A 25,248-nucleotide genomic window follows, 5' to 3' on the forward strand; every position below is an offset into this window, starting at 1 on the left:
CGCGGCGCTCCGGGAACCGGCCCGCTCGGCTCAGCCGTCGCCCTCGCCCAGCAGCGTCAGGAAGTCCCGGAACGCCGACGCCATGTCCACCGACTCCGGATCCAGCAGCCACTGGTACTGCAGGCCGTCGAGGATCGCCACCAGGAGCGGGGCGGCCCGCTCGGGCGTGAGGCCGCTCGGCAGGCGGTCGCCGTACTCGGCGCGCAGCACCTCCGCCATGCCCGCGCGCACTCCGACGTAGCGCTCGGTGAAGTAGGCGCGGGCCGGATGCCCTTCGGTGACGCTCTCGCCGAGCAGCGCCGAGAAGGTCTGGATGATGGCGGGCCGCATCGCGTTGTACTCGACGAGCGAGGCCAGCAGGTCCAGGCGCAGCCGGCCGGCGGGCATCGCGTCCCAGCGGTCCCGCTCCTGAAGGACCGCGACGAGCAGCGCCTCCTTGGTGGGGAAGTGGTGCAGCAGCCCTTGCTGGGTGAGCCCGACCCGCTCGGCGACCGCCGCCAGGCTCGCTCCCCGGTAACCGCGCTCGGCGATCACCTCCAGCGCGGCCCGCACGATCTCCGCACGCCGCTCCTCGCTCCTCGTCCTGGCCGTCATGGCGTCACCGTACGACATGCCACCCCACCGAATGTCACGGGAATATAACGAAACCTACCGTCCCACAGGCTATGGGTGCACGATGGTGACATCCAGCGGCGTTCGACGTGGAGGTGCCGGCGTGACGGAGACAGCGGAGGAACGACGCGAGGCGGCCGTCGAGGCGGCCCTCGGCAGGCTCGACCTGGACGCCAAGACACGGCTCCTGGCCGGCCAGGACATGTGGAGCCTGCCCGCCCTGCCGGAGGCCGGCCTCGCGTCGCTGGTCATGTCCGACGGCCCGATCGGCGTCCGCGGCGTGCACTGGAGCGCCGACGACCCGTCCGTCGCCCTGCCCTCCCCGACCGCCCTCGCCGCCACCTGGGACCCGGACCTCGCCCACCGGGCCGGCGTCCTGCTCGCCCAGGAGGCCCGCCGCAAGGGCGTCCACGTCCTGCTCGCCCCCACGGTCAACCTGCACCGCTCCCCGCTGGGCGGCCGCCACTTCGAGGCCTACAGCGAGGACCCGTACCTCACCGGCCGGATCGGCACCGCGTACGTCCGGGGCGTCCAGTCCGGCGGCGTCGGCACCACCGTCAAGCACTTCGTCGCCAACGACGCCGAGACCGACCGCCTCACCGTGAACAACCTCGTGAGCGAACGCGCCCTGCGCGAGCTGTACCTGGCCCCCTTCGAGGCGATCGTGGCGAACGCCCGCCCCTGGGGCGTCATGACCGCCTACAACTCGGTCAACGGCCCGACCATGACCGAGCACCACCACCTGGTCAACGAGGTCCTGCGCGGCGCCTGGGGCTTCGACGGCGTCAACGTCTCCGACTGGACCGCCGCCCGCTCCACCACCGGTGCCCTCACCGGCGGCCTCGACATCGCCATGCCCGGCCCCGGCACCGTCTACGGCGAGAACCTCGCCCGGGCCGTGCGCGACGGCGAGGCCGACGAGGCCCTCGTCGACGCGGCCGTCCGCCGCGTACTGCGCCTCGCCGCCCGGGTCGGCCTCCTGGAGGGCGCCGAACCCGTCGTCACCGCACCGCCCCCGGACACCGACGGCGCGGCCCTCGCCCGCGAGATCGCCCGCCGCTCCTTCGTCCTGGTCCGCAACGAAGGCGGCGCCCTGCCGCTGAGGCCCGGCCGTGTCGCGCTCATCGGCGCCGCCGCCCGCGACGCCCGCGTCCTCGGCGGCGGCTCGGCCACCGTCTTCCCAGCCCGCACCGTCTCCCCGCTTGACGGCCTCACCGCCGCCCTCCCCGAAGGCACCCTCACCTACGCCCTCGGCGCCGACCCCAACACCGAACTCCCCATCGCCGACCGGGGCTTCGAGCTGCGTGCCGTCTGCCGGGACGCGGCCGGTCAGGTCCTCGGCACCCGCTCAGCCCCCAGCGGCCACATCCAATGGATGGGCGCCGACCTCCCCGAGGGCGTCACCCACGAGAAGCTGCACAGCGTCGAACTGACCGGCACCTTCACCCCGCGCGAGAGCGGCACGCACACCTTCGGCATCAAGGGCCTCGGCCCCTTCCGGCTGGCCGTCGCGGGCACCGTCTACTACGACGACGTCCAACGCCCCGACGGTGACGACCCGTTCCTCACCTTCTTCGGGCCGCCCGTACCGCACGCCCGCGTCGACCTCACCGCCGGGGAACCGGTCGAGGTCTCCCTCGCTCACACGGTCCCGCCGCCGGACGGCCGGCCCATGCGGGTCATCGGCTTCACCCTCGCCCACCAGGACCCGCAGCGCACTCCCGAGGAACTCGTCGCCGAGGCGGCCGAGGCCGCCCGGGCCGCCGACACGGCCGTCGTCGTGGTCGCCACCACCGAACGCGTCGAGTCCGAGGGCTTCGACCGCACGGACCTGCGCCTGCCCGGCCACCAGGACGACCTCGTGCGCGCCGTCGCCGCCGCCAACCCCCGCACCGTCGTGGTCGTCAACTCCGGCTCCCCGGTGGAGCTGCCCTGGCGCGACGAGGTCGCCGCCGTGCTGCTGTCCTGGTTCCCCGGCCAGGAGGGCGGCGCGGCCCTCGCGGACGTCCTCACCGGCGCCCGGGAGCCCGGCGGCCGCCTGCCCACCACCTGGGGCTCCCTGGCCGACGCGCCGGTCACCCGGGTCGTCCCCGAGAACGGCGAACTCGTCTACGAAGAGGGCGTGTTCATCGGTTACCGCGCCTGGGAGAAGCACGGCCGCACCCCCGCCTACCCCTTCGGCCACGGCCTCGGCTACACCGACTGGACCTACGAGTCGGTCGAGGTCACCGGAACACCGCACGCGACCACCGCGACGGTCCGCCTCCGCAACACCGGAGACCGCTCCGGCCGCGAGGTCGTCCAGCTCTACCTCGCGCCCGCCGAGGCGGACCCCACCCGCCCGGCGCGCTGGCTGGCCGGCTTCGCGGGCGTCGAGGCGGGCCCCGGCGAGACGGTCGAGGCGACGGTCGAACTGCCGCGCCGGGCTTTCGAGATCTGGGACGAAGCGACCGGCTCGTGGTCGTTTGTGAAGGGTTCGTACGAGATCCAGGTCGGACGCTCGATCGCCGACCGCAGGATCACCGCGGCGATTAACGTCTGATCCGGGACAAGGTCCCCCCTCAGCAGCCCCGGTCCGGGACCTGACCTCCGGACCGGGGCCGTGAGCGCGGGAAAGGCTCCGCCCGGGACTACCGCACGCCGAAGCCGTACACCGTCTCCGAGCGGAACACCTCGCCCGGCCGCAGCACGGTCGTGGGGAAGTCGGGCCGGTTCGGAGAGTCGGGGAAGTGCTGGGTCTCCAGCGCGATGCCGTCACCGGGGGCGAACGGCTCGCCCAGGTGGTCGCCGGTGTAGAGCTGAAGCCCGGGTTCGGTGGTCGCCACCGTCAGCACCCGCCCCGACGCCGGGTCGTGCAGTTCGGCGACCTCCACCGCGGACTCCGTCACGCCCTTGTCGAGCACGAAGTTGTGGTCGTAGCCGCTGCCCACCTTGCGGGCCGCACGGAAGTCGAAGCGCGTGCCCGCCACGTCCTGAGGGCCGCCGGCCGGGATCAGGTGCGCGTCGACCGGCGTGTACCGGGCGGCCGCCAGCCGCAGTTCGTGACCGCCCGCGTCCCCGGAGCCGGCCAGGTTGAAGTAGCTGTGGTTCGTCAGGTTCACCACGGTCGGCGCGTCCGTCGCCGCCTCGTACGCGATCCGCAGCGCCCCGCCCGCCAGGAGCGAGTACGTCACCGAGACCTCCAGCCGGCCGGGGAACCCCTCCTCGCCGTGCGGGCTGACCCGCGCCAGCCGCACCCCGTACTCGACCGGGGTGACGTCCCACACCCGCCGGTCGAAGCCACGCGCCCCGCCGTGCAGCGAGTTCGGCCCGTTGTTCGCCTCCAGGGCGTACGTCCGCCCCTCCAGCGGGAAGCGGGCCCCGGCGATGCGGTTGGCGTACCGCCCGATCAGGGCCCCGAGATACGGCTCCGGATGGGCCAGGTACCCGGCGAGATCCGGGAACCCCAGCACCACGTCGGCGGCCCGCCCCGTCCGGTCCGGCACCTCGACCGACTGCACGATCCCGCCGTACGACAGCACCCGCACCCGTACGTCCGCCCGCTCCAGCGTCCAGCGGTGCACCGGGGTCCCGTCGGGAAGTGTGCCGAAGAGTTCGTTCATGTGCGGAACTCTAGGTCAGGGGCTTGGCCGCCGTGACGGCGCGGTACGCGATCTCCGCCAACCGGGCCTGTCCGTTCACGCTCGGGTGGAAGTAGTCCCAGCGGCTCAACTGGGCCGTGCCGAAGCGGTAGTCGTGGACCGCCCCGCCGTCATGGCGGCACCGCTCGTCCTCGGCGCAGACCTCCTTCAGGACCTTGTTGTAGTCCGCCACGCGCTCGCTCACCGCGTCGCGCCGCTGGGCCGCCGACGCGTCCAGGGCGTCCGCGTCACCCAGCATCGACGGGCAGATGCCCAGCTGCCAGACCTGCTTGGCCATGGCACTGGAACGGCCCTCGGACCACAGCCGCTTCAGGTCGGGCACGCTCGCCACGAACACCTGGGTCTTGGGCAGGGCCTTGCGCAGGGAACGCAGCGCGTCCTCGAAGTCCGCGCGGAAGGCGGAGACCGGGGTCATCGCCGAGGGCGTGGCCCGGCAGGCGTCGTTCGCCCCGACCATCACCGTCACCAGCTGCGGTCCCCGCCGTACGGCCCGGGCCATCTGCCCGGGCAGATCGGCCATCCGCGCGCCCGTCACGGCGAAGTTCCAGCTCCGCCGGGGGGCTTCGGTCCTGCCCAGCAGCCGCACCGCCAGCGAGTCCACCTCGGGGCTGGTGCCGGTCGCCCAGGACGCCTCCGGGCAGTCCGACAGCACGTCACACGCGTCGAAGGCCCGCGTGATCGAGTCACCGACGGCCGCGATCGAACGCGGGCTGCGGTCCCACAGGGGCGTGGGCTTCGGGGAAGGTTTCGCCCGCTCGGACGGGGCGGCGGAGTCCCCGCCCACGGCATCGCACCCGGCCACGCCCAGCATGGCCGCGGCGACCACGGCGAGAACACTCCGTGCGCGATGGCTCCGCGTCCGCATGTCTGGTCCGTCCCCTCGCCGTGGAGTCCCTGTCTCCCCAACCCATGACACCGCACGAGGGTTCCCGGCCGATCAGGTGCAACGGCTCACACCCGCACAAGCGTCCCCCTGGGTGAATGGCGGGAGTTTCCCGGCACCTGGACCGACCGTACGTCACACTCCTCGCGCCCCCGCACGGTAGCCTCGCCATCAACGTGACCCGCCCGGTCACCGCCGTTCCGCCTGTTCCAAGATGGTCCGCTCTGCCCGGAGGTTCCGGTGACGACACGTGGAGTTCTGTACGTGCACTCCGCGCCGCGCGCGCTGTGCCCGCACGTCGAGTGGGCCGTCGCCGGGGTGCTCGGCACACGCGTCAGCCTGGACTGGATCCGCCAGCCCGCCGCGCCCGGCACCTGGCGCTCGGAGTTCTCCTGGCAGGGCCAGGTGGGCACGGCGTCCAAGCTGGCCTCCGCGCTGCGCGGCTGGCACCTGCTGCGCTTCGAGGTCACCGCGGAACCCTGCCCCACCGCCGAGGGCGAGCGCTACAGCTGCACCCCCGACCTGGGCATCTACCACGCCGTCACCGGCATGCACGGCGACATCCTCATCCCCGAGGACCGCCTGCGCGCGGCCCTCCAGCGCAGCCGTCAGGGCGAGACCGACCTGGAAGCCGAGCTCAACAAGCTGCTCGGCAAGCCCTGGGACGACGAGCTCGAACCCTTCCGCTACGCGGGAGAGGGCGCCCCGGTCCGCTGGCTCCACCAGGTGGTGTGATCAGGGGCGGGGGGCCGTGTCGATGTGCGGCTCCGCCGTGTAGGTGCGCACAACCCCCACCGGCCGGCACCCGGCACACAACGTCACAGAAACGGCGAACGGCCCGAACTCCACCCAAGAAGTCCGGGCCGTTCAACGCTCAGGATCAAACCGTCCGGAACGCCAGCACCACGTTGTGCCCACCGAACCCGAACGAGTCGTTCAGCGCCGCGATACGGCCCTCGACGGGCAGCTTCCGGGCCTCACCCCGGACGACGTCGGCGTTCGCCTCGGCCTCCGGGTCCAGGTTCTCCACGTTGATCGTCGGCGGAGCCACCCGGTGGTACAGCGCGAGCACCGTCGCCACCGTCTCGACACCACCCGCGCCACCGAGCAGATGCCCGGTCATCGACTTCGTCGCCGACACCGCGATGTGGTCGGTATCGTCACCGAACACCTTGCGCAGCGCCTTCAGCTCGGCGATGTCACCGGCCGGCGTCGACGTCGCGTGCGCGTTCACGTGCACGATCTCCGACGGGTCCAGGTCGGTGCGCTCCAGCAGGTTCTGCAGGGCGTGCGAGATGCCCCGCCCCTCAGGCTCCGGCTGCACGATGTCGTGCGCGTCGGCGGAGATGCCCTGCCCGACCGCCTCGGCGTACACCCGGGCCCCGCGCTTCGCGGCGTGCTCGGCGGACTCCAGGACCACGACACCGGCGCCCTCACCGAGGACGAAGCCGTCGCGGGCGACGTCGTAGGGACGCGAGGCGCCCTGCGGGTCGTCGTTGTTCTTGGACATCGCCATCATGTTGCCGAACGCGGCGATGGGCAGCGGGTGGATCGCCGCCTCCGTGCCACCCGCGACGACGACGTCGGCGCGGCCGGTGCGGATCATCTCGATGGCGTAGCCGATGGCCTCGGCGCCGGACGCGCAGGCGGAGACCGGCGTGTGCACGCCCGCCCGGGCGCCGACGGCCAGACCGACGTTGGCCGACGGGCTGTTGGGCATCAGCATGGGAACGGTGTGCGGGGAGACGCGGCGGACGCCCTTCTCCTTCAGCACGTCGTACTGGTCGAGCAGCGTCGTCACGCCGCCGATGCCGGAGGCGATGACCGCGCCCAGCCGGTCGGGGTCGACGTTCGGGTCCTCGCCGGCCTTCGCCTCGAAACCGGCGTCGGCCCAGGCCTCCTTGGCGGCGACCAGCGCGAACTGCGCCGAGCGGTCCAGGCGGCGGGCCTGCGGCCGGGGGATGACCTCGGTCGGCTCCACGGCGACCGGGGCCGCGATCTTGACGGCCTGGTCGGCCGCCCAGTCCTGCTCCAGGGGCTTGACGCCGGAACGTCCGGCGACCAGGCCCTCCCAGGTAGAGGCTGCGTCGCCACCCAGCGGTGTGGTTGCGCCGATACCGGTGACGACCACGGTGCGATTGGTCGAGCTCACGGGAATTCTTTCTCCAACGGATCCGAGGATTAAGCGGCGCCACCGCCGGGTGGCGGGGCAGTCAGCCCGAGGGCCTGATCGGTCGATCAGCCCTGGTGCTTGAGGATGTAGTCGGTCGCGTCGCCGACCGTCTTGAGGTTCTTGACGTCCTCGTCCGGGATCTTGACGTCGAAGCGCTCTTCGGCGGCGACGACGACCTCGACCATGGACAGCGAGTCGACGTCCAGGTCGTCGGTGAAGGACTTGTCCAGCTGGACGTCCTCAACCGGGATGCCGGCGATCTCGTTCACGATCTCGGCGAGACCGGCGACGATCTCTTCCTGAGTGGCGGCCATGTTGGCGCTCCTTCGTAGATATCCAGAGGGTGTGGCAGGTGGTTCTTCCCGTCCCGGACCGCATGATCCGGCACGGAGTGCCTAGGGGAGGGTAACGACAGTCGCGGCGTAGACGAGACCCGCCCCGAAGCCGATGACGAGCGCGGTGTCGCCGCTCTTCGCCTCGCCGGTCGCCAGGAGCCGCTCCATCGCGAGCGGGATCGAGGCGGCCGAGGTGTTGCCGGTGGTGCGGATGTCACGCGCGACCGTGACGTGCTCCGGCAGTTTCAGGGTCTTCACCATCGAGTCGATGATCCGCACGTTGGCCTGGTGCGGGATGAAGACGTCCAGGTCGTCCGCGGTGATCCCGGCCGCGTCCAGCGCCTGCTGGGCGACCTTCGCCATCTCGAACACGGCCCAGCGGAAGACCGCCTGGCCTTCCTGGGTGATCGCGGGGAACTTCTCGACCGTCCCGTCGCGGTAGTCCGTCCACGGCACGGTCTGCTTGATGGTGTCGGACTTGTCGCCCTCGGAGCCCCACACGGTCGGGCCGATCGCCGGCTCCTGGGACGGGCCGACCACGACCGCGCCGGCACCGTCGCCGAACAGGAAGGCCGTCGCCCGGTCCTCCAGGTCGGTCAGGTCGCTCAGCCGCTCGACGCCGATCACCAGGACGTACTCCGCGGAACCCTCGACGATCATGCCCTTGGCGAGGGTCAGGCCGTAGCCGAAGCCCGCGCAGCCCGCGGAGATGTCGAAGGCGGCGGCCCTGTCCGTGCCCAGCTTGTCGGCGATCTCGGTGGCGACGGCCGGCGTCTGCTTGAAGTGCGAGACGGTCGAGACGATCACGCCGCCGATCTGCTCCACGGAGATGCCCGCGTCCGCGATGGCCTTGCCGGACGCCTCGATCGACATCTGCGCGACGGTCTCCTCGTCGGAGGCCCAGTGCCGCGTCTCGATGCCGGAGCGCGAGCGGATCCACTCGTCGGACGACTCGATCGTCTCCAGGATCACCTCGTTCGGCACGACCCGGGTCGGGCGGTAACCGCCGACGCCGAGGATCCGCGCGTACGGGGCGCCCTTGCTGGGCTTGATCTTCGCCATGCTCTCGGGCTCCTTGTCAGGCACTCTGCTCGGCGATGAGCTCGCGAGCGGCGTCGAGGTCGGCGGGGGACTTCAGGGCCAGCGTCCGCACACCCGGCAGGGCCCGCTTGGCCAGGCCGGTGAGGGTGCCGCCCGGGCAGACCTCGATCAGGGCCGTGACCCCGAGCTCCTTGAAGGTCTCCATGCACAGGTCCCAGCGGACCGGGTTGGCGACCTGGCCGACCAGCCGCTCCAGCACCTCGCTGCCGGCGGCGACGGCCTGCCCGTCCCTGTTGGAGACGTAGGTGACCTTCGGATCGCCGGTGCCCCGGGCGTCGGCGGCGGCCTTCGCCAGCGTCTCGACCGCGGGAGCCATGTGGTGCGTGTGGAACGCGCCGGCGACCTTCAGCGCGACGACCTTGCGCACACCCTCGGGCTTGTCCGCCTCCAGCGCGGCGAGCTGCTCCTTGGTGCCGGCCGCGACGATCTGGCCCGCGCCGTTGATGTTCGCCGGGGTCAGGCCCAGCTTCTCCAGGTGCGGAACCGTCACGGCGGGGTCGCCGCCCAGCAGCGCGGCCATGCCCGTCTCGGTGACGGCCGCGGCCTGGGCCATGGCGAGGCCCCGGGTGCGGACCAGGCGCAGCGCCTCCTCGTGCGGGAGCACCCCGGCGAGCGAGGCGGCGGTGAACTCGCCGACGCTGTGACCGGCGAGGGCGCCGACCGTGCGCGGGAGGTCGGCCGGGTCCTCGAACAGCAGGGACGCGGACACCATGCCGGCCGCGACGAGCAGCGGCTGCGCCACCGCGGTGTCGCGGATCTCCTCCGCGTCGGCCTCGGTGCCGTAACGGATCAGGTCGATCCCCGCGGCGTCGGACCATGCCTCCAGGGCACCGCGGACACCGGGGAGGTCGAGCCATTCAGTCAGGAAGCCGGGCGTCTGGGCGCCCTGGCCGGGAGCGACGAGTACGAGCACTCTCACACTCTCTCTTGGGTACGGGCACGGCCGCCCGTGGGGACAGGGACGAAGAACACGAGGGGGTTTTGTCGAGCTTCCACAAAACCTTAGGGCTGGAGATCTCCATCGACCAGACGCCCCAGGATCAGCGCGATCCGCAGCGTGAACGCAGAGCGTACATCGGAGGGTGACCAGCCGGTGACGTCAGTCACACGTCGAAGCCGGTAGCGGACGGTGTTGGGATGCACGAACAGCATCCGGGCCGCGCCTTCCAGACTGCTCGCCTGTTCGAGATAGACGCTGAGGGTTTCCAGGAGCGCCGCCCCGGCCTCCTCCAGCGGTCTGTAGATCTCCTCCACCAGCTGCTCACGGGCCGAGGGGTCACCGGCGATCGCCCGCTCCGGGAGCAGGTCGTCGGCGAGGACCGGGCGCGGGGCGTCCTGCCAGGCGGAACACGCCTTGAGGCCCGCGGCGGCGGCCTGCGCGGACCGGGTCGCGGCCTGCAGATCGGGCACCACCGGCCCGGCCACGACCGGCCCGGCGGCGAACGGGCCGATGAGCGACTTGGCCACGGCCAGCGGGTTGTCGCTGCCGCCCGCGATGACGACCAGCCGGTCGCCGAGCACCCCGGTCAGCACCTGGAGCTTGGCGTGCCGGGACGCCCGCCGTATCGCCTCGACGGTCAGTTCGCTGTCCCCGTCGGGTGCCGTGCCGAGCACCACGCACACGTGCTCGGGCGAGTTCCAGCCCAGGGCGGCGGCCCGCGACACGGCGCCCTCGTCGGCCTCGCCGCTCAGCACGGCGTTCACGACCAGGGACTCCAGCCGGGCGTCCCAGGCACCGCGTGCCTCGGCGGCCTGGGCGTACACCTGGGCGGTGGCGAAGGCGATCTCGCGGGCGTACACCAGCAGCGCCTCGCGCAGGACGCTCTCGTCGCCGGGGGCCGCGACCTCGTCGATCGCGGACTCCATGACCTCGATGGTGGTGCGCACCATCTCCACGGTCTGCCGCAGCGTGATCGCCCGGGTCAGCTCGCGCGGCGCGGTGCCGAACACGTCGGTGGAGATGGCCTGCGGGGCGTCCGGATGCCGGAACCACTCGGTGAACGCGGCGATGCCCGCCTGCGCGACCAGACCGATCCAGGAACGGTTCTCCGGGGGCATGGCCCGGTACCAGGGCAGCGTCTCGTCCATCCGCGCGATGGCCTGCGCGGCGAGCGATCCGGACGACTTCTCCAGGCGCTTCAGCGTCGCCGCGTGGGCGTGGACGTCGGGGGCTGCGGCTGCGTTCTTGCTGGTTTCGGGTTCGGGCACGGGGACAAGACTGCCTTATCCGGACGGGAAGGTGCGCCGCCGGGTCTACGGTGGTCACCGTGATGGACATTCGGCGCGCTGACGAGCGCTACCGGGGCGGCGACCCGGCGGCCGGAATCGAGACCCGGCACGCCTTCTCCTTCGGGGCCCACTACGACCCGGACAACCTCCGCTTCGGCGCGGTGCTCGCCTGCAACGAGGAGCGGCTGGCCCCGGGCGCCGGATTCGACGAGCACCCCCACAGCCACACCGAGATCGTGACCTGGGTGGTGGAGGGCGAACTGACGCACCGTGACTCCGCCGGGCACGAGTCGGTCGTCCGCCACGGCGACGTGCAGCGGCTCAGCTCGGCGGGCGGGGTGCGGCACGTGGAGCGCAACGACGGAACGCAGCCCCTGACCTTCCTGCAGATGTGGCTCGCCCCGCTGAGTCCCGGCGGCGACCCGTTCTACGAGGTCGTCCACGGCATCGCCGACTCCACGCCCTACGCCCTGCCCGAGGCCGGCGCGATGCTGCACGTACGGCGGCTGGGCGCGGGGGAGCGGACGGCGGTGCCGGACGCGGCGTACGCGTACGTGCACGTCGTGCGCGGTGAGGTGCGTCTGGACGGCGAGCGGCTGGGCGCCGGCGACGCGGCCCGGATCACCGGCGCCAAGGGCCTGGAGGCCGAAGCCGTGACGCCCGCCGAGCTCCTCGTCTGGGAGATGGCCTAGAGCTCGGCGCCGCTTCCGGAACGCGGGGCCGCTGCTAGACCTCGGCCAGCACCGCGTCCGTGAACGGCGGCCACGCCTCGATCGCCCAGGGCCCGAACGCCCGGTCCGTCAGCGCCACGCACGCCGCCCGCGCATCCGGGTCGATCCACAGGAACGTCCCGGACTGCCCGAAGTGCCCGAACGTGCGGGGCGAGGACGAAGCGCCCGTCCAGTGCGGCGACTTGGAGTCGCGGATCTCGAAGCCGAGCCCCCAGTCGTTGGGGTTCTGGTGGCCGTACCCCGGCAGGACGCCCTTGGTGCCCGGGTAGTGCACGCTCATCGCCCCGGCGACCGTACGCGGGTCCAGCAGCCGGGGGGCCTGCACCTCGGCGGCGAAGCGCAGCAGGTCCTCCACCGTGGAGACGCCGTCCTTGGCCGGGGAGCCCTCCAGGGTCGTCGAGGTCATGCCCAGCGGCTCCAGCACGGCCTGCCGCAGATACTCGGCGAACGGGATGTCGGTCGCCTTCGCGACATGGTCGCCGAGCTGCTCGAACCCGGCGTTGGAGTACAGCCGCCGCTCCCCGGGCGGGGCCGTGACCTTGTGCTCGTCGAAGGCGAGGCCCGAGGTGTGGGCGAGCAGGTGCCGGACGGTCGACCCGGCCGGGCCGGCGGGCTCGTCGAACTCGATCGCGCCCTCCTCGTAGGCGACCAGCACCGCGTAGGCGGCCAGCGGCTTGGTCACCGAGGCGAGCGGGAACCGCCGCCCGGCCGGGCCGTGGGTGCCCAGGACCGTGCCGTCCGCCCGGACGACACCCGCCGCGGCGGTGGGAACCGGCCAGTTCTCGATCAGCGCGAGGCTCTTCAGCGACATGCGTTCGAGCCTATGCGCTCACGGCACCGGCTCCGGCAAGGGGGCGGGTCCCCACCGGGCCCCGACCCGTACGCTGAGCCACCGGATCGGGAGGCGTCCTGCCGATTTCTTGCCGTCGGCGCTTGCTTGGAGCGCACTCCAAGGTTCTAGCGTTGGGGGCATGACGGTGATGGAGACCACGGGGACCAGGACCGACACGTGCGCCGGCCCGCCGCAGCAGAACCGGCGCCCGGACGGCCAGGACCGCTACACGATCAGCGAGGTCGTCGCCTTCACCGGCCTGACGGCCCACACCCTGCGCTGGTACGAGCGCATCGGCCTGATGCCGCACATCGACCGCTCCCACACAGGTCAGCGCCGCTACACCAACCGCGACCTCGACTGGCTGGACCTGGTCGGCAAACTCCGCCTGACGGGCATGCCGGTCGCCGACATGGTCAGGTACGCGGAACTGGTGCGCGAGGGCGACCACACCTACACCGAGCGCTTCGAGCTGCTGCAGACGACCCGTGAGGACGTCCTCGCGCGGATCGAGGAACTCCGCGGCACGCTCGCCGTGCTCGACCGGAAGATCAGTTTCTACGCGGACGCCGGGCGTGCCCTGGCGTCGGAGAGGTCCCGATGACGGACGGCACGATCACGACGGCGAAGCTCGGCGACCACGGCCCCGAGGTGGGTGTCCAGGGCCTCGGCTGCATGGGCATGAGCTTCGCCTACGGCCCCGCGGACGCGGACGCGTCCCGGGCCACCCTGGAGCGGGCCCTCGAACTGGGCGTCACCCTCTACGACACGGCCGACGCGTACGGTGCCGGCGAGAACGAGCGGTTCCTGTCGCCGTTCTTCAAGGCCCACCGCGACGAGGTCGTCATCGCGACCAAGTTCGCCCTGTCCATCCCCGCGGACGAGCCGACGCGCCGCGTCATCCGCAACGACCCGCCCTACATCCGCCAGGCCGTCGAGGCCAGCCTGAAGCGCCTGGACGTCGAGGCCATCGACCTCTACTACATGCACCGGCGCGATGTGAACGTGCCGATCGAGGAGAGCGTCGGCACGATGGCCGACCTGGTCCGCGAGGGCAAGGTCAAGCACCTCGGCCTGAGCGAGGTCACGGCCGGCGAACTGCGCGCCGCGCACGCCGTGCACCCCATCGCCGCCGTGCAGTCGGAGTGGTCGCTGTTCAGCCGTGACATCGAGACGCACGTCGTGCCCGCGGCCCGCGAGCTGGGCGTGGCCCTCGTCCCGTACTCCCCGCTCGGGCGGGGCTTCCTCACGGGCTCGTTCACCAGGGCGGAGGAGCTGTCGTCGGACGACTTCCGCCGTCAGCAGCCCCGCTTCACCGGCGACAACGCCACGGCCAACGCGCCCCTGCTGGAGCTGATCCGCTCGGTCGCCCGGGCCCACGACGCCTCCCCGGGCCAGATCGCCCTGGCCTGGGTGCACCAGCAGGCGACGCTGCGCGACCTCCCGGTCATCCCGATCCCGGGCACCCGCAAGCCCTCCCGGGTCGAGGAGAACACGGCGGCGACCAGGATCGTCCTGACGGACGAGCAACTGGACCTGCTGGACGGCATCGCGGCCCAGGTGGCGGGCAACCGCTACGCGGACATGACCTTCACGTCGGCGGGCCGGGAGTAGCGAAGCGCCCTGAAGGGGCGCGGGGCTGTGCCGATGTGCGGCACCTTGCGCTGGTGCGCGACCGGCCACGCACGAACCCGCGCCCCTCCACGGCGAGACCGGGGCGGACGCTAGAGCTCCGCCAGCAACTGCGCCTTCTTGACCGAGAACTCCTCGTCCGTCACCAGCCCGGCCTGGTGCAGCTCCCCGAGATGCCGGATCCGCTCGGCGATGTCCGCGGGATCACGGCGCGGCGCGGGCACGGCGGCCACCGGACTGGACGTCCGCACCGCGGCCAGCACCGCCGCCGCGAACGGCAACGACTCGTGCACCGGCCCGTACCCCAGCCCGAACACCACCGCGGCCGGGTCCTGGTCGGCCTGCGCCGCCGACTCCCCGGCGTCCCGCCGCAGCAACCGCAGATGCCCCTCGAAGACCTCCGGCGAGCGCCACTCCACCCCGTTGAGCTCCTCGACGGAGAAGCTCTGGTCGCCGGCCTTCCACTTCGCCGACGACGCACCCGTCCAGAACCAGCGGAAGTTCACGGTCCGTCCGTCGAAGGAGGCCTTCCCGTCGTACGCCTTGAACGACAGCGGCCCCTTCGGCGGCTCCACGAGGAACCGGTCCGCCGGTCCGGTCTCCGTCAGCAGCCCCCGCAACTCGTCGGCGTAGTACTCCGCGAGCACCTCCCGCTCCGCGGGCAGCACCAGCCGGTAGGGGTCGCCGCTCTCCTTCAGCTGCCCGGCGGCCGCCTCCATCAGCGGGTCGGCCCCGGGGCGCGGCTCGACCCGCAGCACGACGGTGCCGCGCCGGCCCCGCGTCAGTGTCACGCCGGCGAGGGCGTCGAGGGGGACGCGCCGTTCCCCGAGCGCCTGGAAGAGCTTGGGTGTTCGAATCCCTCGTTCGTAACGGATGAGCACGGAGTCGGACTCGAACTCCCAGGCGGCATGAAATCCGGCCAGTACGTCACCCATGCGGCTCATCGTATGCGGCACGCGCTCCTCCGTCCCCCTCCCGAGCAGACCGCAATTCCTTCGCCTCTACGCGCGTCAGGCCGCCGCCGTACCGGACAAACCGGTCCGGCAGACGCCGTCTTCGTGCGCGCAGTGCACCGAGCGGTATGCGCCAACGCCGATCTCTGCGAAATTGAACAGACTTGCCGTGCCCGGCACGAAGTACCCGGCGTGACCCTTCGCGCCCGCCGCCGACAGCACCCGCGCCCCGAACCCGGCGGACACCGGGTCGGCACCGTGCCCCAGCCCGCCGAGCTCCAGGTACGGAACGTCCTGGATCCAGTCGTCGGCGTCCCGCATGGCCCACACCCGGGCATCGGTGCGCAGGTGGGCGGCCTTCTCGACGCGCATGCCGGGACTGCCGGCCACCGCGATGTCGGACACCCGGCCCGGCAGGCCGTCCGCCGCGACCCCGCAGACCACGGAACCGTAGCTGTGGCAGAACAACGACACCGGCGAGTGCCCGGGCAGCGCGCGCACCAGCGCCTGCAGCCGTACGGCGCCGTCCTCGGCGCGCATCGCGGTCGCGGAGTCGATGCCGAGTCCGCTCGGCGCCGTGTAGTCGGCCCAGGCGATCACGGCCGTACGGGTCGAGGGGCTCGCCTGCTTCTCCGCCGCGTACAGGGCCCTGGCCATGCCGACGGGCGCCGCGTACGGGCGGTGGGTGCGCTGGAAGGTGAGCAAATCGGTGTCGACGCCGGGCACGACGACCGAGACCCGCTCCGCCGTGCGCAGATCGCCGAAGACCTCCGCGACGCGGCCCGAGCCCTCCGGGTCGAAGGCCAGGATGCGGCGGCCCTTCTCCAGGAGGTCCTCGAAGCGGTGCATCCGGCGCCCGGCCTCGTGCTGTCCGGCCGGGGTGAGGCGCTTGTCGTGCATGCGTTCCCGCTCGACCTTGCGCGCCTCGGCCAGGGCCAGGCGGTTGGCCCGGTAGCGCAGCTCGACCGGGGCGCCGTTCATGTTGCCGACCGCGAGGGAGTACTTGCGGACCAGGCTCGCGCGGTCCCGCTCCCCGAGCGAGGCGAAGAAGCGGGCCAGCTTCGCCGGCTCGGACCGGGGGTCCGGAAGACGGTGACCGGCGATCCGCCCCTCCTCCCACGCGGAGAGGGAGGCCTGCAGCGGCGTGTCACCCCGCTGGTTGCGCAGCGCCGTCCAGCCGGTGGTCGCCAGCATCACGAAGACGACGGCCAGAGCGAGCAGTGCGCGCCAGACGTTCAGTTGCGGGGAGGTGTCGAAGGAAGTCACTGAAAGGACACACTAGGAGAACGAGAGGGTCTCGCGTTAACCAAGTGACCGGGATCACGTTTCGGTGTGTGCGTTAAGGGGACGGCTCCGTACGCCAGTTCCCGGCCAGCGCGGGCCCCACCTGATCGAGGTAGGCCGTGGTGAGTGCGCGCAGACCCTCCATGGTGAGGTCGTCCCCCGCGGACCACAGCCGCTCGGTGACACGGATCACCCCGCCGAACAGCGCGACGACGATTCTCGGACGCGGATCGGCGTCCACGTCGAGTCCTTCGCGCTCGGCGATGATGCCGGCGAGCTGCTCCTCCAGCTCCGCCGCCCGGCGCAGATGCGCGGCGAGCAGCGCGGGCGTCGACTCGATCACCCGGTAGACGCGCATGTGGAGATCGAGCGGCACGATCTCCTCGACGGCCTCGTGGATCGTGTCCCAGCTCTCCACGACGGCCCGGCGCAGCGCCTCCAGCGGCACCTCGTCCGGCGGGCGGGCCCGGACGGCGTCCACGACGAGGGCCTCCGCGAGCCGCGGCACGAAGAACGCCGTCTCCTCCTTGCCGGCGAAGTAGCGGAAGAAGGTGCGCTGCGAGACGTCGACGGCGGCGGCGATGTCGTCGACGGTCGTCTCCTCGTACCCGCGCGTGGCGAACAGCTCCAGGGCGGCCCGCAGCAGGGCGTCCCGGGTGCGCTGCTTCTTGCGTTCGCGCAGGTTCAAGGCGTTCCTCTCGTCTGAAGGGTTTCCCCAGCTCAGGCTATACGGGCATGTCGTGTCAGTTACCGACTAGTGAATTGGTTTGTCAATTGTCAGTGGCTGTCATTAGCCTCGAACGTATGACTAGTCAGACCACCATCGACACGACGGGGCCGGGCGGCAAGACACCGGCGACGCCGTCGGGCGCGACGCCGGGCAAGGGGCTGCGGGGGCACCCCTGGCTCACCCTCATCACCGTCGCAGTGGGGGTCATGATGGTGGCCCTCGACGGCACCATCGTGGCCATTGCCAACCCGGCGATCGGCAAGGACCTGGGAGCCTCCTGGTCGGATCTGCAATGGATCACCAACGCCTACTTCCTCGCCCTCGCGGTCTCCCTGATCACCGCGGGCAAGCTCGGTGACCGGTTCGGCCACCGGCAGACGTTCCTCATAGGCGTGGCGGGCTTCGCCGCCTCCTCGGCCGCCATCGGACTGTCCAAGGGCATCACCGCGGTCATCGTCTTCCGCGTCTTCCAGGGGCTCTTCGGCGCCCTGCTGATGCCGGCCGCGCTCGGCCTGCTGCGGGCCACCTTCCCGGCGGAGAAGCTGAACATGGCCATCGGCATCTGGGGCATGGTCATCGGTGCCTCCACCGCCGGCGGCCCGATCCTCGGCGGCGTGCTCGTCGAGCACGTCAACTGGCAGTCGGTGTTCTTCATCAACGTGCCGGTCGGCGTCCTCGCCGTCGTCCTGGGTGTGTGGATCCTGCTGGACCACCGCGCCGAGAACGCCCCGCGCTCCTTCGACCTGCTCGGCATCGCCTTGCTGTCGGCCGCGATGTTCTGCCTCGTCTGGGCTCTGATCAAAGCCCCGGAGTGGGGCTGGGGCGATCTGAAGACCTGGTCGTTCATCGTCGCGTCGGTCGTCGGCTTCGGGCTCTTCGCCCTCTGGGAGACGAAGGTCAAGGAGCCGCTGATCCCGCTGGCGCTGTTCCGTTCTGTCCCGCTGTCGGCGGGTGTCGTCCTCATGGTCCTCATGGCCATCGCGTTCATGGGCGGCCTGTTCTTCGTGACGTTCTACCTGCAGAACGTGCACGGCATGAGCCCGATCGACGCGGGTCTGCACCTGTTGCCGCTCACCGGCATGATGATCGTCGGCTCGCCGCTCGCCGGCGTGATGATCACCAAGTTCGGCCCGCGCATCCCGCTGGCCGGCGGCATGGCCTGCACCGCTGTCGCCATGTACGGCATGTCCACGCTGGACGCGGGGACCGGCAGCGGCGTCATGTCCGTCTGGTTCGCCCTGCTCGGCCTCGGCCTCGCGCCCGTCATGGTCGGCGCCACGGAGGTCATCGTGGGCAACGCCCCGATGGAGCTCTCCGGTGTCGCCGGCGGCCTCCAGCAGGCCGCCATGCAGATCGGCGGCAGCCTGGGCACGGCCGTGCTGGGCGCGGTCATGGCCTCCAAGGTCGACAACGACTTGGCCGGCAACTGGGCGGAGGCGGGACTGCCCCCGCTCACGCCGGCCCAGACCGAGCAGGCCGCGCTGACCGTCCAGCAGGGCATCGCCCCGGTGCCTCCGGGCACGCCCGAGCAGATCGCCGCGAAGATCACCGAGGTCGCGCACACCACGTTCATCGACGGCATGAGCCTGGCCTCGCTGACCGCCGCAGGCGTGGCCGCCGTCGCCGTGTTCGTCGCGTTCCTCACCAAGCGCGGGGAGAACGCCGAGGCGGGCGCGGGCGTCGGGCACATCTGACGGAGTGCCGCGGATCCCGGCCGAGTTCGCCCATCAGGGTGAACGAGGCCGGTGATCCCTCCCCTCCCGCCCTCACTCCAGGTCACAGTGGGTCAAGTCCTCCGCAGGGCATGGGGGGACGGACGCTGCGGCGCGCTGCCGGAGGGGGGTGGCGCGCAGGCAGCGGGATTGACGGCCGCATCCGGGGTACTCGCCATGTCGTACCGCATCGAGCCCAACCTATCGAGGGTCGACGGGAGTTGATGATGGCGAGCTTCGGGCACGGCACGCGCAGGCACCCCCGCTCACGTGGCCGGACGTGGTCACGTACCGGGCCGGATCGCGCGACGCTCGGACTCGTCGGAGTCATCTGCGCGGTCGCCGGTTTCTTCGTGCTGGGGATCGTTCTCGGCCCCGTGGCGATCGTCTGCGGCTGGCTCGCCATGGGCCGTTCCTGGGCGGGCTCCCGGCCCGTCACGGCCGTGGTCGCCCTCGTCCTGGGCGCCATCGACACGCTTCTGGCCCTGGTCTGGCTGGCGGGAGCGGCGACTCCGGGCAACGGCATGCTCTTCTGACGTGCCGTCAGCCCCGGGGACGTGAGGGAAGGCCTCCGGCAACCGCGCCGGGGGCCTCCTTCCTGTCATTTCACCGACGTCCCCTTCAGTGCCGCCAGTTCGTCGCGCAGCGCCCGGACCTCCTCCGTCAGCTCCTGTATCGCCTGGGTCTGCCGCCGCTCCTCCACGTCGTCCTTCTCGAACCGGGCGATGAACCAGGCGGCGATGTTCGCCGTCACCACACCCAGCAGCGCGATCCCGGACAGCATCAGCCCGACCGCGAGCATCCGGCCCAGCCCGGTCGTCGGCGCGTGGTCCCCGTAGCCCACGGTCGTCATCGTCGTGAAGGACCACCACACCGCGTCACCCAGCGTCCGGATGTTCCCGTCCGGCGAGTCCCGCTCCACGCTCAGCACGGCCAGCGAGCCGAACATCAGCAGCCCGACCACCGAGCCGGCGACGTACGTCGTGAGCCGTATCTGCGAGGCCATCCGCGCCCGCTGCCCGACGAGCAGCAACGTGGACACCAGACGCAGCAGGCGCAGCGGCTGCAGCAGCGGCAGCAGCACCGCGGCGAGGTCGAGCCAGTGCGCACGGACGAACGGCAGCCGCCGCTCGGCCAGGGCGAGGCGGACGAGGTAGTCGAGGGCGAACGCCCCCCACACCACCCACTCCACGGCCGTGCAGACCTCGACCACCTCCCGGCCCGCGTCCGGCCGGACGATCGGCACGGCGTAGGCCACGGCGAAGGCCAGGGCCAGGGCGAAGAGGGGGCGCTGGGTGCGCTGTTCCCAACGGAGTCGGGCCGGCTGCTGCTGCATGGGCGCATCGTAGGAAACGTGAAGGGGTGGTGTGCCCACGGTGTACCCGTGAGCCTCACCACCCCTTGACAGGGTCTGACGTGTTATGCGTCGCCGCCCGCGGCCCCCGGGTCCGCCGCCGACACGTCCAGCAGCTGGTACCGGTCGATCGCCTGCTTGAGCACCGACCGGTCGACCTTGCCCTCACGGGCCAGCTCGGTGAGGACCGCGACCACGATCGACTGCGCGTCGATGTGGAAGAAGCGGCGCGCCGCACCCCGGGTGTCGGCGAAGCCGAAACCGTCCGCGCCGAGCGACTGGTACGGCTGCGGCACCCAGCGCGCGATCTGGTCCGGAACCGACCGCATCCAGTCGGAGACCGCCACGACCGGCCCCTGCGCGTCCGCCAGCTTGCGGGTCACGTACGGCACCCGCTGCTCCTCCTCGGGGTGCAGCAGGTTGTGCTCCTCGCAGGCCACGGCGTCGCGCCGCAGCTCGTTCCAGGAGGTCGCCGACCAGACGTCGGCCTTGACGTTCCAGTCGTCGGCCAGGAGCCTCTGGGCCTCGATCGCCCAGGGCAGCGCGACACCGGAGGCCAGGATCTGCGCCGGGGTCTGGCCGGCCGTGCCCTCGCTGAAGCGGTACAGGCCCTTGAGGATGCCCTCGACGTCCACGTTCTCGGGCTCGGCCGGGTGCTGGATGGGCTCGTTGTAGACGGTCAGGTAGTAGAAGACGTCCTCGCCGTGCGGGTGCTCGGGCGAGCTGCCGTACATCCTGCGCAGCCCGTCCTTGACGATGTGCGCGATCTCGAAGCCGAACGCCGGGTCGTACGCCACGCAGCCCGGGTTCGTCGAGGCCAGCAGCTGCGAGTGGCCGTCCGCGTGCTGCAGGCCCTCACCGGTCAGGGTCGTGCGGCCGGCGGTCGCGCCCAGGACGAAACCGCGCGCCAGCTGGTCGGCCATCTGCCAGAACTGGTCGCCGGTGCGCTGGAAGCCGAACATCGAGTAGAAGACGTAGACCGGGATGAGCGGCTCGCCGTGGGTGGCGTAGGCCGAGCCGGCGGCGATGAGCGAGGCCGTGCAGCCCGCCTCCGAGATGCCGTCGTGCAGCATCTGGCCGTTCGGCGACTCCTTGTAGGCCAGCAGCAGCTCGCGGTCGACCGACTCGTACTGCTGCCCGAGCGGGTTGTAGATCTTCGCGCTCGGGAAGAACGAGTCCATGCCGAAGGTGCGGTACTCGTCCGGCGCGATCAGCACGAACCGCTTGCCGATCTCCTTGTCCCGCATGAGGTCCTTCAGGAGCCGGACGAAGGCCATGGTCGTCGCGATGGACTGGTGGCCCGAGCCCTTCTTCACGGTCGCGTACGTCTTGTCCTCCGGCAGCGGCAGCGGCTCGGAGCGGACGACGCGGGTCGGGACGTAACCGCCGAGGCTCCTGCGGCGGTCGTGCATGTACTGGATCTCCTCCGAGTCCCGGCCCGGGTGGTAGTACGGCGGCACGCCGGACTCCAGCTCCTTGTCCGGGATCGGCAGGTGCAGACGGTCGCGGAAGCGCTTGAGGTCGTCGACCGTCAGCTTCTTCATCTGGTGCGTGGCGTTGCGGCCCTCGAAGTTCGGGCCGAGCGTCCAGCCCTTGATCGTCTTGGCCAGGATGACCGTCGGCTGCCCCTTGTGCTCCACGGCCGCCTTGTACGCCGCGAAGATCTTGCGGTGGTCGTGACCGCCGCGGCCCAGGTGCAGGATCTGGTCGTCGGTCATGTTCTCGACCATCGCGCGCAGCCGGTGGTCGTCGCCGAAGAAGTGGTCGCGGATGTACGCGCCGGTCTCCGTGGCGTACGTCTGGAACTGCCCGTCCGGCGTGGTGTTCATCTTGTTGACCAGCACGCCGTCGCGGTCCTGGGCGAGCAGCGGGTCCCAGGTGCGGTCCCAGACCAGCTTGATCACGTTCCAGCCGGCACCGCGGAAGATCGACTCCAGCTCCTGGATGATCTTGCCGTTGCCGCGCACCGGGCCGTCCAGGCGCTGCAGGTTGCAGTTGACGACGAACGTGAGGTTGTCCAGGCCCTCGCGGGCGGCGATGGACAGCTGGCCCAGCGACTCCGGCTCGTCCATCTCGCCGTCACCGAGGAACGCCCAGACGTGCGACTTGGAGGTGTCGGCGATCCCGCGCGCCTCCATGTAGCGGTTCATGCGCGCCTGGTAGATCGCACCGATCGGGCCGAGGCCCATCGACACCGTCGGGAACTCCCAGAAGTCCGGCATCGACCGCGGGTGCGGGTACGACGACAGCGCGTACGGCGCCTTGGACTTCTCCTGGCGGAAGCCGTCCAGGTGCTGCTCGCTGAGCCGGTCCAGCAGGAAGGCGCGGGCGTAGATGCCGGGGGAGGCGTGGCCCTGGAAGAAGACCTGGTCGCCGCCGTCGCCCTCGTCCTTGCCGCGGAAGAAGTGGTTGAAGCCGACGTCGTAGAGGGAGGCGGAGGAGGCGAACGTGGCGATGTGGCCGCCGACGCCGATGCCGGGGCGCTGGGCGCGGGAGACCATCACGGCGGCGTTCCAGCGGGTGGCGTTGAGGATCCTGCGCTCGATCTCCTCGTTGCCCGGGAAGAACGGCTCGCTCTTGGTGGGGATGGTGTTGACGTAGTCCGTGCTGCGCATCTCCGGCACGGCCACGCGCTTCTCGCGGGCCCTCTCGATCAGCCGCAGCATCAGGTAGCGGGCGCGTTCCCGGCCTCGCTCGTCGACGGCGGCGTCGAGGGAGTCGAGCCACTCCTGCGTCTCTTCGGGATCGAAGTCAGGAACCTGACTCGGAAGGCCGCCAATGATGATCGGGTTGCGATCGGATGCGGAAGCCACGCTGTTCCTTACCTGTCAGAGGGCCGTGCGAGGGCCGCTGTTTCGCTGTCGTCGCTGGGCGTCGTCGCTGGGGGGCTGCGCCGTTCCCCATGGTCCACCTCGGGGCCGTGAAACGTCATCTCTACCGAGCGGTAACCCGTGCGTGAGATCGACTCCGTGACGTATGGGGCGAATACTTGCGAGTCTCGTACCCACAGACGATTCCCAAACGCCCAAACGGGGCAGAAAGGTGTGGTGTGCGTCACCTGGGGCCATGATGGTGTGCCTGGAGTTGCGGTGACACGGCCAGGATCGTCACCGTTTCGGCGGTCTGAACGGCCGGGTACTTGCGCGATCGGTCCCGCCCGTGTGGACTACGGCCAATGCTTCGCGCACGCGCGTGGCTGAGACATTTCCCAAGACATGATCAGGAGGCAACCCGTGAGCGCGACCGCGGACCACGCGGAGGAGCGGACGAACCCTGCCGCCAGGCTGGGGTTCCAGCCCGGGCAGGTGGTCCAGGAGATCGGCTACGACGACGACGTGGACCAGGAACTCCGCGAGGCCATCGAGGGCATCGTCGAGAGCGACCTGGTGGACGAGGACTACGACGACGTGGCCGACGCCGTTGTGCTGTGGTTCCGTGACGACGACGGCGACCTGACGGATGCGCTGGTCGATGCCACCACGTACATCGAAGAGGGCGGCGCGATTCTGCTCCTCACGCCGAAGACCGGCCGTTCGGGTTACGTGGAGCCGAGTGACATCTCGGAAGCCGCCACGACCGCCGGCCTGACGGCGTCCAAGAGCGTCAGCGTCGGCAAGGACTGGAGCGGGAGCCGCCTGGCGACGCCCAAAGCAGCCAAGTCCAAGCGCTAGGCGTACGGACCGGGCGGGCCGGCACCGTCGGCCCGCCCGCAGGCCTGCGCGGATCCCTGCGTAGGGTGGTCGTCGCACCGCAGACGCCGCACGAAGGGACAACCGCGACGATGGCGATCCAGGTCGGCGAGAAGGCCCCCGACTTCGAGCTCAAGGACAACCACGGCAGGACCGTGCGGCTGTCCGACCTCCGCGGCCGGCGGAACGTGGTGCTGCTCTTCTACCCCTTCGCCTTCACCGGCGTGTGCACCGGCGAGCTCCGCGAGCTGCGCGACAACCTGCCCTTGCTCGCCGACCGCGACACCCAGCTCCTCGCCGTCTCCAACGACTCCATCCACACCCTGCGCGTCTTCGCCGAGCAGGAGGGCCTGGAGTACCCGCTGCTGTCCGACTTCTGGCCGCACGGCAACGTCTCGCGCGCCTACGGCGTCTTCGACGAGGACAAGGGCTGCGCGGTGCGCGGCACCTTCGTCATCGACAAGGAGGGCGTCGTGCGGTGGACCGTCGTCAACGGCCTGCCGGACGCGCGCGACCTGAACGACTACGTGAAGGCGCTCGACTCCTGTGACGCCGGTCGGGCGGCGAGCGCTCGACACCCGCTGAATTGTCGGCTTCAGGGCCTGCGAGGGGCGGGAACCCGTCACTAGGATCGACTCGTTGATCCGACATCCGAGCACAACGGGGCATCCCGCCCCTGGACACCAATGGAGGACTCGTGGGAGTCAGCCTCAGCAAGGGCGGCAACGTATCGCTGACCAAGGAGGCGCCGGGCCTGACCGCGGTCATCATCGGTCTGGGGTGGGACGTCCGCACCACGACCGGCACCGACTTCGACCTGGACGCCAGCGCGCTGCTGCTGAACAGCTCCGGCAAGGTCGCCAGCGACGCGCACTTCATCTTCTTCAACAACCTCAAGAGCCCGGACGGCTCCGTCGAGCACACCGGTGACAACCTCACCGGTGAGGGCGAGGGCGACGACGAGCAGATCAAGGTCGACCTGGCCGGCGTCCCGGCCGACGTCGAGAAGATCGTCTTCCCGGTCTCGATCTACGACGCCGAGACCCGCCAGCAGTCCTTCGGCCAGGTGCGCAACGCGTTCATCCGCGTCGTCAACCAGGCCGGCGGCGCCGAGATCGCCCGCTACGACCTGTCGGAGGACGCCTCCACGGAGACCGCCATGGTCTTCGGCGAGCTCTACCGGCACGGCGCGGAGTGGAAGTTCCGCGCCATCGGCCAGGGCTACGCCTCGGGCCTGCGCGGCATCGCGCAGGACTTCGGCGTGAACGTCTGAGCCACTCGTCGGACCCCGGCGACGGGGCTCCGGTTCTTTCTGTCCGGCGCCGCACGGTTTACGTGCGGCGCCGGACGTGCAGGA

The 25,248-nt window shown here is 71.2% G+C and carries 23 protein-coding genes and 1 pseudogene; 10 read left to right on the forward strand and 14 right to left on the reverse strand.

The window, feature by feature from the left end; translation table 11 throughout:
- Positions 1 to 30 precede the first annotated feature (30 nt).
- The gene (locus tag ACIGAQ_RS12535) at positions 31 to 612 is read right to left on the reverse strand and encodes a TetR family transcriptional regulator (protein WP_311685062.1); all 582 of its coding nucleotides are present in this window, start codon (positions 610 to 612) and stop codon (positions 31 to 33) included.
- Between the two features lie 64 nt (positions 613 to 676).
- On the opposite strand from ACIGAQ_RS12535, the gene ACIGAQ_RS12540 reads away from it, so the two are divergent.
- Complete coding sequence (locus ACIGAQ_RS12540; protein WP_399781910.1) at positions 677 to 3,154, forward strand: glycoside hydrolase family 3 protein; 2,478 nt, start codon at positions 677 to 679, stop codon at positions 3,152 to 3,154.
- A gap of 88 nt (positions 3,155 to 3,242) precedes the next feature.
- Here ACIGAQ_RS12540 and ACIGAQ_RS12545 read toward each other — a convergent pair whose 3' ends face one another.
- Both ACIGAQ_RS12545 and ACIGAQ_RS12550 read right to left on the reverse strand, forming a co-directional pair.
- Positions 3,243 to 4,214, reverse strand: coding sequence for an aldose epimerase family protein (locus ACIGAQ_RS12545; protein WP_399781913.1), 972 nt, complete (start codon positions 4,212 to 4,214; stop codon positions 3,243 to 3,245).
- 10 nt (positions 4,215 to 4,224) lie between these two features.
- Positions 4,225 to 5,118 (reverse strand): SGNH/GDSL hydrolase family protein, encoded by an 894-nt coding sequence (locus tag ACIGAQ_RS12550; RefSeq protein WP_362274348.1) that lies wholly within the window; start codon positions 5,116 to 5,118, stop codon positions 4,225 to 4,227.
- A gap of 258 nt (positions 5,119 to 5,376) precedes the next feature.
- Here ACIGAQ_RS12550 and ACIGAQ_RS12555 point away from each other — a divergent pair, with 258 nt between their 5' ends.
- The gene (locus ACIGAQ_RS12555) at positions 5,377 to 5,871 is read left to right on the forward strand and encodes a DUF3145 domain-containing protein (protein ID WP_311685055.1); all 495 of its coding nucleotides are present in this window, start codon (positions 5,377 to 5,379) and stop codon (positions 5,869 to 5,871) included.
- Positions 5,872 to 6,016: 145 nt separating this feature from the next.
- Here ACIGAQ_RS12555 and fabF read toward each other — a convergent pair whose 3' ends face one another.
- The 5 genes from fabF to fasR all read right to left on the reverse strand — a co-directional run bounded on the left by fabF (position 6,017) and on the right by fasR (position 10,953).
- Positions 6,017 to 7,288 (reverse strand): beta-ketoacyl-ACP synthase II, encoded by a 1,272-nt coding sequence (gene fabF / locus ACIGAQ_RS12560; protein WP_311685053.1) that lies wholly within the window; start codon positions 7,286 to 7,288, stop codon positions 6,017 to 6,019.
- Between the two features lie 86 nt (positions 7,289 to 7,374).
- A complete protein-coding gene (locus tag ACIGAQ_RS12565; RefSeq protein WP_003989952.1) occupies positions 7,375 to 7,623 on the reverse strand; it encodes an acyl carrier protein in 249 nt (82 codons plus the stop codon).
- 81 nt (positions 7,624 to 7,704) lie between these two features.
- Positions 7,705 to 8,706 (reverse strand): ketoacyl-ACP synthase III, encoded by a 1,002-nt coding sequence (locus ACIGAQ_RS12570; RefSeq protein ID WP_311685045.1) that lies wholly within the window; start codon positions 8,704 to 8,706, stop codon positions 7,705 to 7,707.
- A gap of 16 nt (positions 8,707 to 8,722) precedes the next feature.
- On the reverse strand, positions 8,723 to 9,658 hold the full coding sequence (locus ACIGAQ_RS12575; RefSeq protein ID WP_399781919.1) for an ACP S-malonyltransferase: 936 nt from the start codon (positions 9,656 to 9,658) through the stop codon (positions 8,723 to 8,725).
- 89 nt (positions 9,659 to 9,747) lie between these two features.
- The gene (gene fasR, locus ACIGAQ_RS12580) at positions 9,748 to 10,953 is read right to left on the reverse strand and encodes a fatty acid biosynthesis transcriptional regulator FasR (protein ID WP_094057321.1); all 1,206 of its coding nucleotides are present in this window, start codon (positions 10,951 to 10,953) and stop codon (positions 9,748 to 9,750) included.
- Between the two features lie 62 nt (positions 10,954 to 11,015).
- Between fasR and ACIGAQ_RS12585 the strand changes: the two genes are divergently transcribed.
- The gene (locus tag ACIGAQ_RS12585) at positions 11,016 to 11,666 is read left to right on the forward strand and encodes a pirin family protein (RefSeq protein ID WP_311685255.1); all 651 of its coding nucleotides are present in this window, start codon (positions 11,016 to 11,018) and stop codon (positions 11,664 to 11,666) included.
- Between the two features lie 34 nt (positions 11,667 to 11,700).
- Here ACIGAQ_RS12585 and ACIGAQ_RS12590 read toward each other — a convergent pair whose 3' ends face one another.
- Entirely contained in the window at positions 11,701 to 12,516 is an 816-nt protein-coding gene (locus tag ACIGAQ_RS12590) for a serine hydrolase domain-containing protein (RefSeq protein ID WP_311685041.1), read from the reverse strand.
- Between the two features lie 160 nt (positions 12,517 to 12,676).
- Between ACIGAQ_RS12590 and ACIGAQ_RS12595 the strand changes: the two genes are divergently transcribed.
- Together ACIGAQ_RS12595 and ACIGAQ_RS12600 are read left to right on the forward strand one after the other, a co-directional pair.
- Positions 12,677 to 13,141 carry a MerR family transcriptional regulator gene (locus tag ACIGAQ_RS12595; protein ID WP_094058082.1) on the forward strand — a complete coding sequence of 155 codons (465 nt, stop codon included), beginning with the start codon at positions 12,677 to 12,679 and terminating at the stop codon, positions 13,139 to 13,141.
- Positions 13,138 to 14,151, forward strand: a complete 1,014-nt coding sequence (locus ACIGAQ_RS12600; protein ID WP_311685039.1) for an aldo/keto reductase — start codon at positions 13,138 to 13,140, stop codon at positions 14,149 to 14,151. The genes ACIGAQ_RS12595 and ACIGAQ_RS12600 overlap by 4 nt, the downstream gene beginning before the upstream one ends.
- 110 nt (positions 14,152 to 14,261) lie before the next feature.
- Here ACIGAQ_RS12600 and ACIGAQ_RS12605 read toward each other — a convergent pair whose 3' ends face one another.
- From ACIGAQ_RS12605 to ACIGAQ_RS12615, 3 genes are all read right to left on the reverse strand, one after another.
- Positions 14,262 to 15,113: a DUF4429 domain-containing protein gene (locus tag ACIGAQ_RS12605; RefSeq protein WP_399783142.1), complete on the reverse strand. Its 852-nt coding sequence runs from the start codon at positions 15,111 to 15,113 to the stop codon at positions 14,262 to 14,264.
- A gap of 66 nt (positions 15,114 to 15,179) precedes the next feature.
- Complete coding sequence (locus ACIGAQ_RS12610; protein ID WP_399781925.1) at positions 15,180 to 16,388, reverse strand: alpha/beta hydrolase; 1,209 nt, start codon at positions 16,386 to 16,388, stop codon at positions 15,180 to 15,182.
- 73 nt (positions 16,389 to 16,461) lie between these two features.
- Positions 16,462 to 17,094 carry a TetR family transcriptional regulator gene (locus ACIGAQ_RS12615; protein WP_311685036.1) on the reverse strand — a complete coding sequence of 211 codons (633 nt, stop codon included), beginning with the start codon at positions 17,092 to 17,094 and terminating at the stop codon, positions 16,462 to 16,464.
- A 116-nt stretch (positions 17,095 to 17,210) separates the two neighbouring features.
- Between ACIGAQ_RS12615 and ACIGAQ_RS12620 the strand changes: the two genes are divergently transcribed.
- Complete coding sequence (locus ACIGAQ_RS12620) at positions 17,211 to 18,830, forward strand: MFS transporter (RefSeq protein ID WP_311685035.1); 1,620 nt, start codon at positions 17,211 to 17,213, stop codon at positions 18,828 to 18,830.
- A gap of 242 nt (positions 18,831 to 19,072) precedes the next feature.
- The gene (locus ACIGAQ_RS12625) at positions 19,073 to 19,384 is read left to right on the forward strand and encodes a small hydrophobic protein (RefSeq protein WP_399781929.1); all 312 of its coding nucleotides are present in this window, start codon (positions 19,073 to 19,075) and stop codon (positions 19,382 to 19,384) included.
- Between the two features lie 65 nt (positions 19,385 to 19,449).
- On the opposite strand, the gene ACIGAQ_RS12630 is transcribed toward ACIGAQ_RS12625, so the two are convergent.
- Together ACIGAQ_RS12630 and aceE are read right to left on the reverse strand one after the other, a co-directional pair.
- Positions 19,450 to 20,184, reverse strand: a complete 735-nt coding sequence (locus ACIGAQ_RS12630; protein ID WP_399781932.1) for a potassium channel family protein — start codon at positions 20,182 to 20,184, stop codon at positions 19,450 to 19,452.
- Between the two features lie 83 nt (positions 20,185 to 20,267).
- Entirely contained in the window at positions 20,268 to 23,015 is a 2,748-nt protein-coding gene (aceE, locus tag ACIGAQ_RS12635) for a pyruvate dehydrogenase (acetyl-transferring), homodimeric type (protein WP_311685030.1), read from the reverse strand.
- Positions 23,016 to 23,435: 420 nt separating this feature from the next.
- Here aceE and ACIGAQ_RS12640 point away from each other — a divergent pair, with 420 nt between their 5' ends.
- The 3 genes and pseudogenes from ACIGAQ_RS12640 (at position 23,436) to ACIGAQ_RS12650 (ending at position 25,164) form a co-directional block, all read left to right on the forward strand.
- Positions 23,436 to 23,873 carry a DUF3052 domain-containing protein gene (locus ACIGAQ_RS12640; protein ID WP_179272703.1) on the forward strand — a complete coding sequence of 146 codons (438 nt, stop codon included), beginning with the start codon at positions 23,436 to 23,438 and terminating at the stop codon, positions 23,871 to 23,873.
- A 110-nt stretch (positions 23,874 to 23,983) separates the two neighbouring features.
- Positions 23,984 to 24,436, forward strand: a pseudogene (locus ACIGAQ_RS12645) (peroxiredoxin); the annotation flags it as partial.
- A gap of 152 nt (positions 24,437 to 24,588) precedes the next feature.
- Positions 24,589 to 25,164, forward strand: coding sequence for a calcium homeostasis/redox stress adaptation protein (locus ACIGAQ_RS12650; protein WP_094058092.1), 576 nt, complete (start codon positions 24,589 to 24,591; stop codon positions 25,162 to 25,164).
- The last annotated feature ends 84 nt before the right edge of the window (positions 25,165 to 25,248 follow it).

This window comes from Streptomyces sp. NPDC085932, from assembly GCF_044540525.1.
Taxonomy (GTDB): Bacteria; Actinomycetota; Actinomycetes; order Streptomycetales; family Streptomycetaceae; genus Streptomyces; species Streptomyces levis.

Excerpts from the sequence above, each read along its gene's own strand:
- ACIGAQ_RS12535 (WP_311685062.1), bottom strand. The coding sequence starts at position 612 with ATGTCGTACGGTGACGCCATGACGGCCAGGACGAGGAGCGAGGAGCGG.
- ACIGAQ_RS12540 (WP_399781910.1), top strand. The coding sequence starts at position 677 with ATGGTGACATCCAGCGGCGTTCGACGTGGAGGTGCCGGCGTGACGGAG.
- ACIGAQ_RS12545 (WP_399781913.1), bottom strand. The coding sequence starts at position 4,214 with ATGAACGAACTCTTCGGCACACTTCCCGACGGGACCCCGGTGCACCGC.
- ACIGAQ_RS12550 (WP_362274348.1), bottom strand. The coding sequence starts at position 5,118 with ATGCGGACGCGGAGCCATCGCGCACGGAGTGTTCTCGCCGTGGTCGCC.
- ACIGAQ_RS12565 (WP_003989952.1), bottom strand. The coding sequence starts at position 7,623 with ATGGCCGCCACTCAGGAAGAGATCGTCGCCGGTCTCGCCGAGATCGTG.
- ACIGAQ_RS12570 (WP_311685045.1), bottom strand. The coding sequence starts at position 8,706 with ATGGCGAAGATCAAGCCCAGCAAGGGCGCCCCGTACGCGCGGATCCTC.
- ACIGAQ_RS12585 (WP_311685255.1), top strand. The coding sequence starts at position 11,016 with ATGGACATTCGGCGCGCTGACGAGCGCTACCGGGGCGGCGACCCGGCG.
- ACIGAQ_RS12590 (WP_311685041.1), bottom strand. The coding sequence starts at position 12,516 with ATGTCGCTGAAGAGCCTCGCGCTGATCGAGAACTGGCCGGTTCCCACC.
- ACIGAQ_RS12595 (WP_094058082.1), top strand. The coding sequence starts at position 12,677 with ATGACGGTGATGGAGACCACGGGGACCAGGACCGACACGTGCGCCGGC.
- ACIGAQ_RS12600 (WP_311685039.1), top strand. The coding sequence starts at position 13,138 with ATGACGGACGGCACGATCACGACGGCGAAGCTCGGCGACCACGGCCCC.
- ACIGAQ_RS12605 (WP_399783142.1), bottom strand. The coding sequence starts at position 15,113 with ATGAGCCGCATGGGTGACGTACTGGCCGGATTTCATGCCGCCTGGGAG.
- ACIGAQ_RS12620 (WP_311685035.1), top strand. The coding sequence starts at position 17,211 with ATGACTAGTCAGACCACCATCGACACGACGGGGCCGGGCGGCAAGACA.
- ACIGAQ_RS12625 (WP_399781929.1), top strand. The coding sequence starts at position 19,073 with ATGATGGCGAGCTTCGGGCACGGCACGCGCAGGCACCCCCGCTCACGT.
- ACIGAQ_RS12630 (WP_399781932.1), bottom strand. The coding sequence starts at position 20,184 with ATGCAGCAGCAGCCGGCCCGACTCCGTTGGGAACAGCGCACCCAGCGC.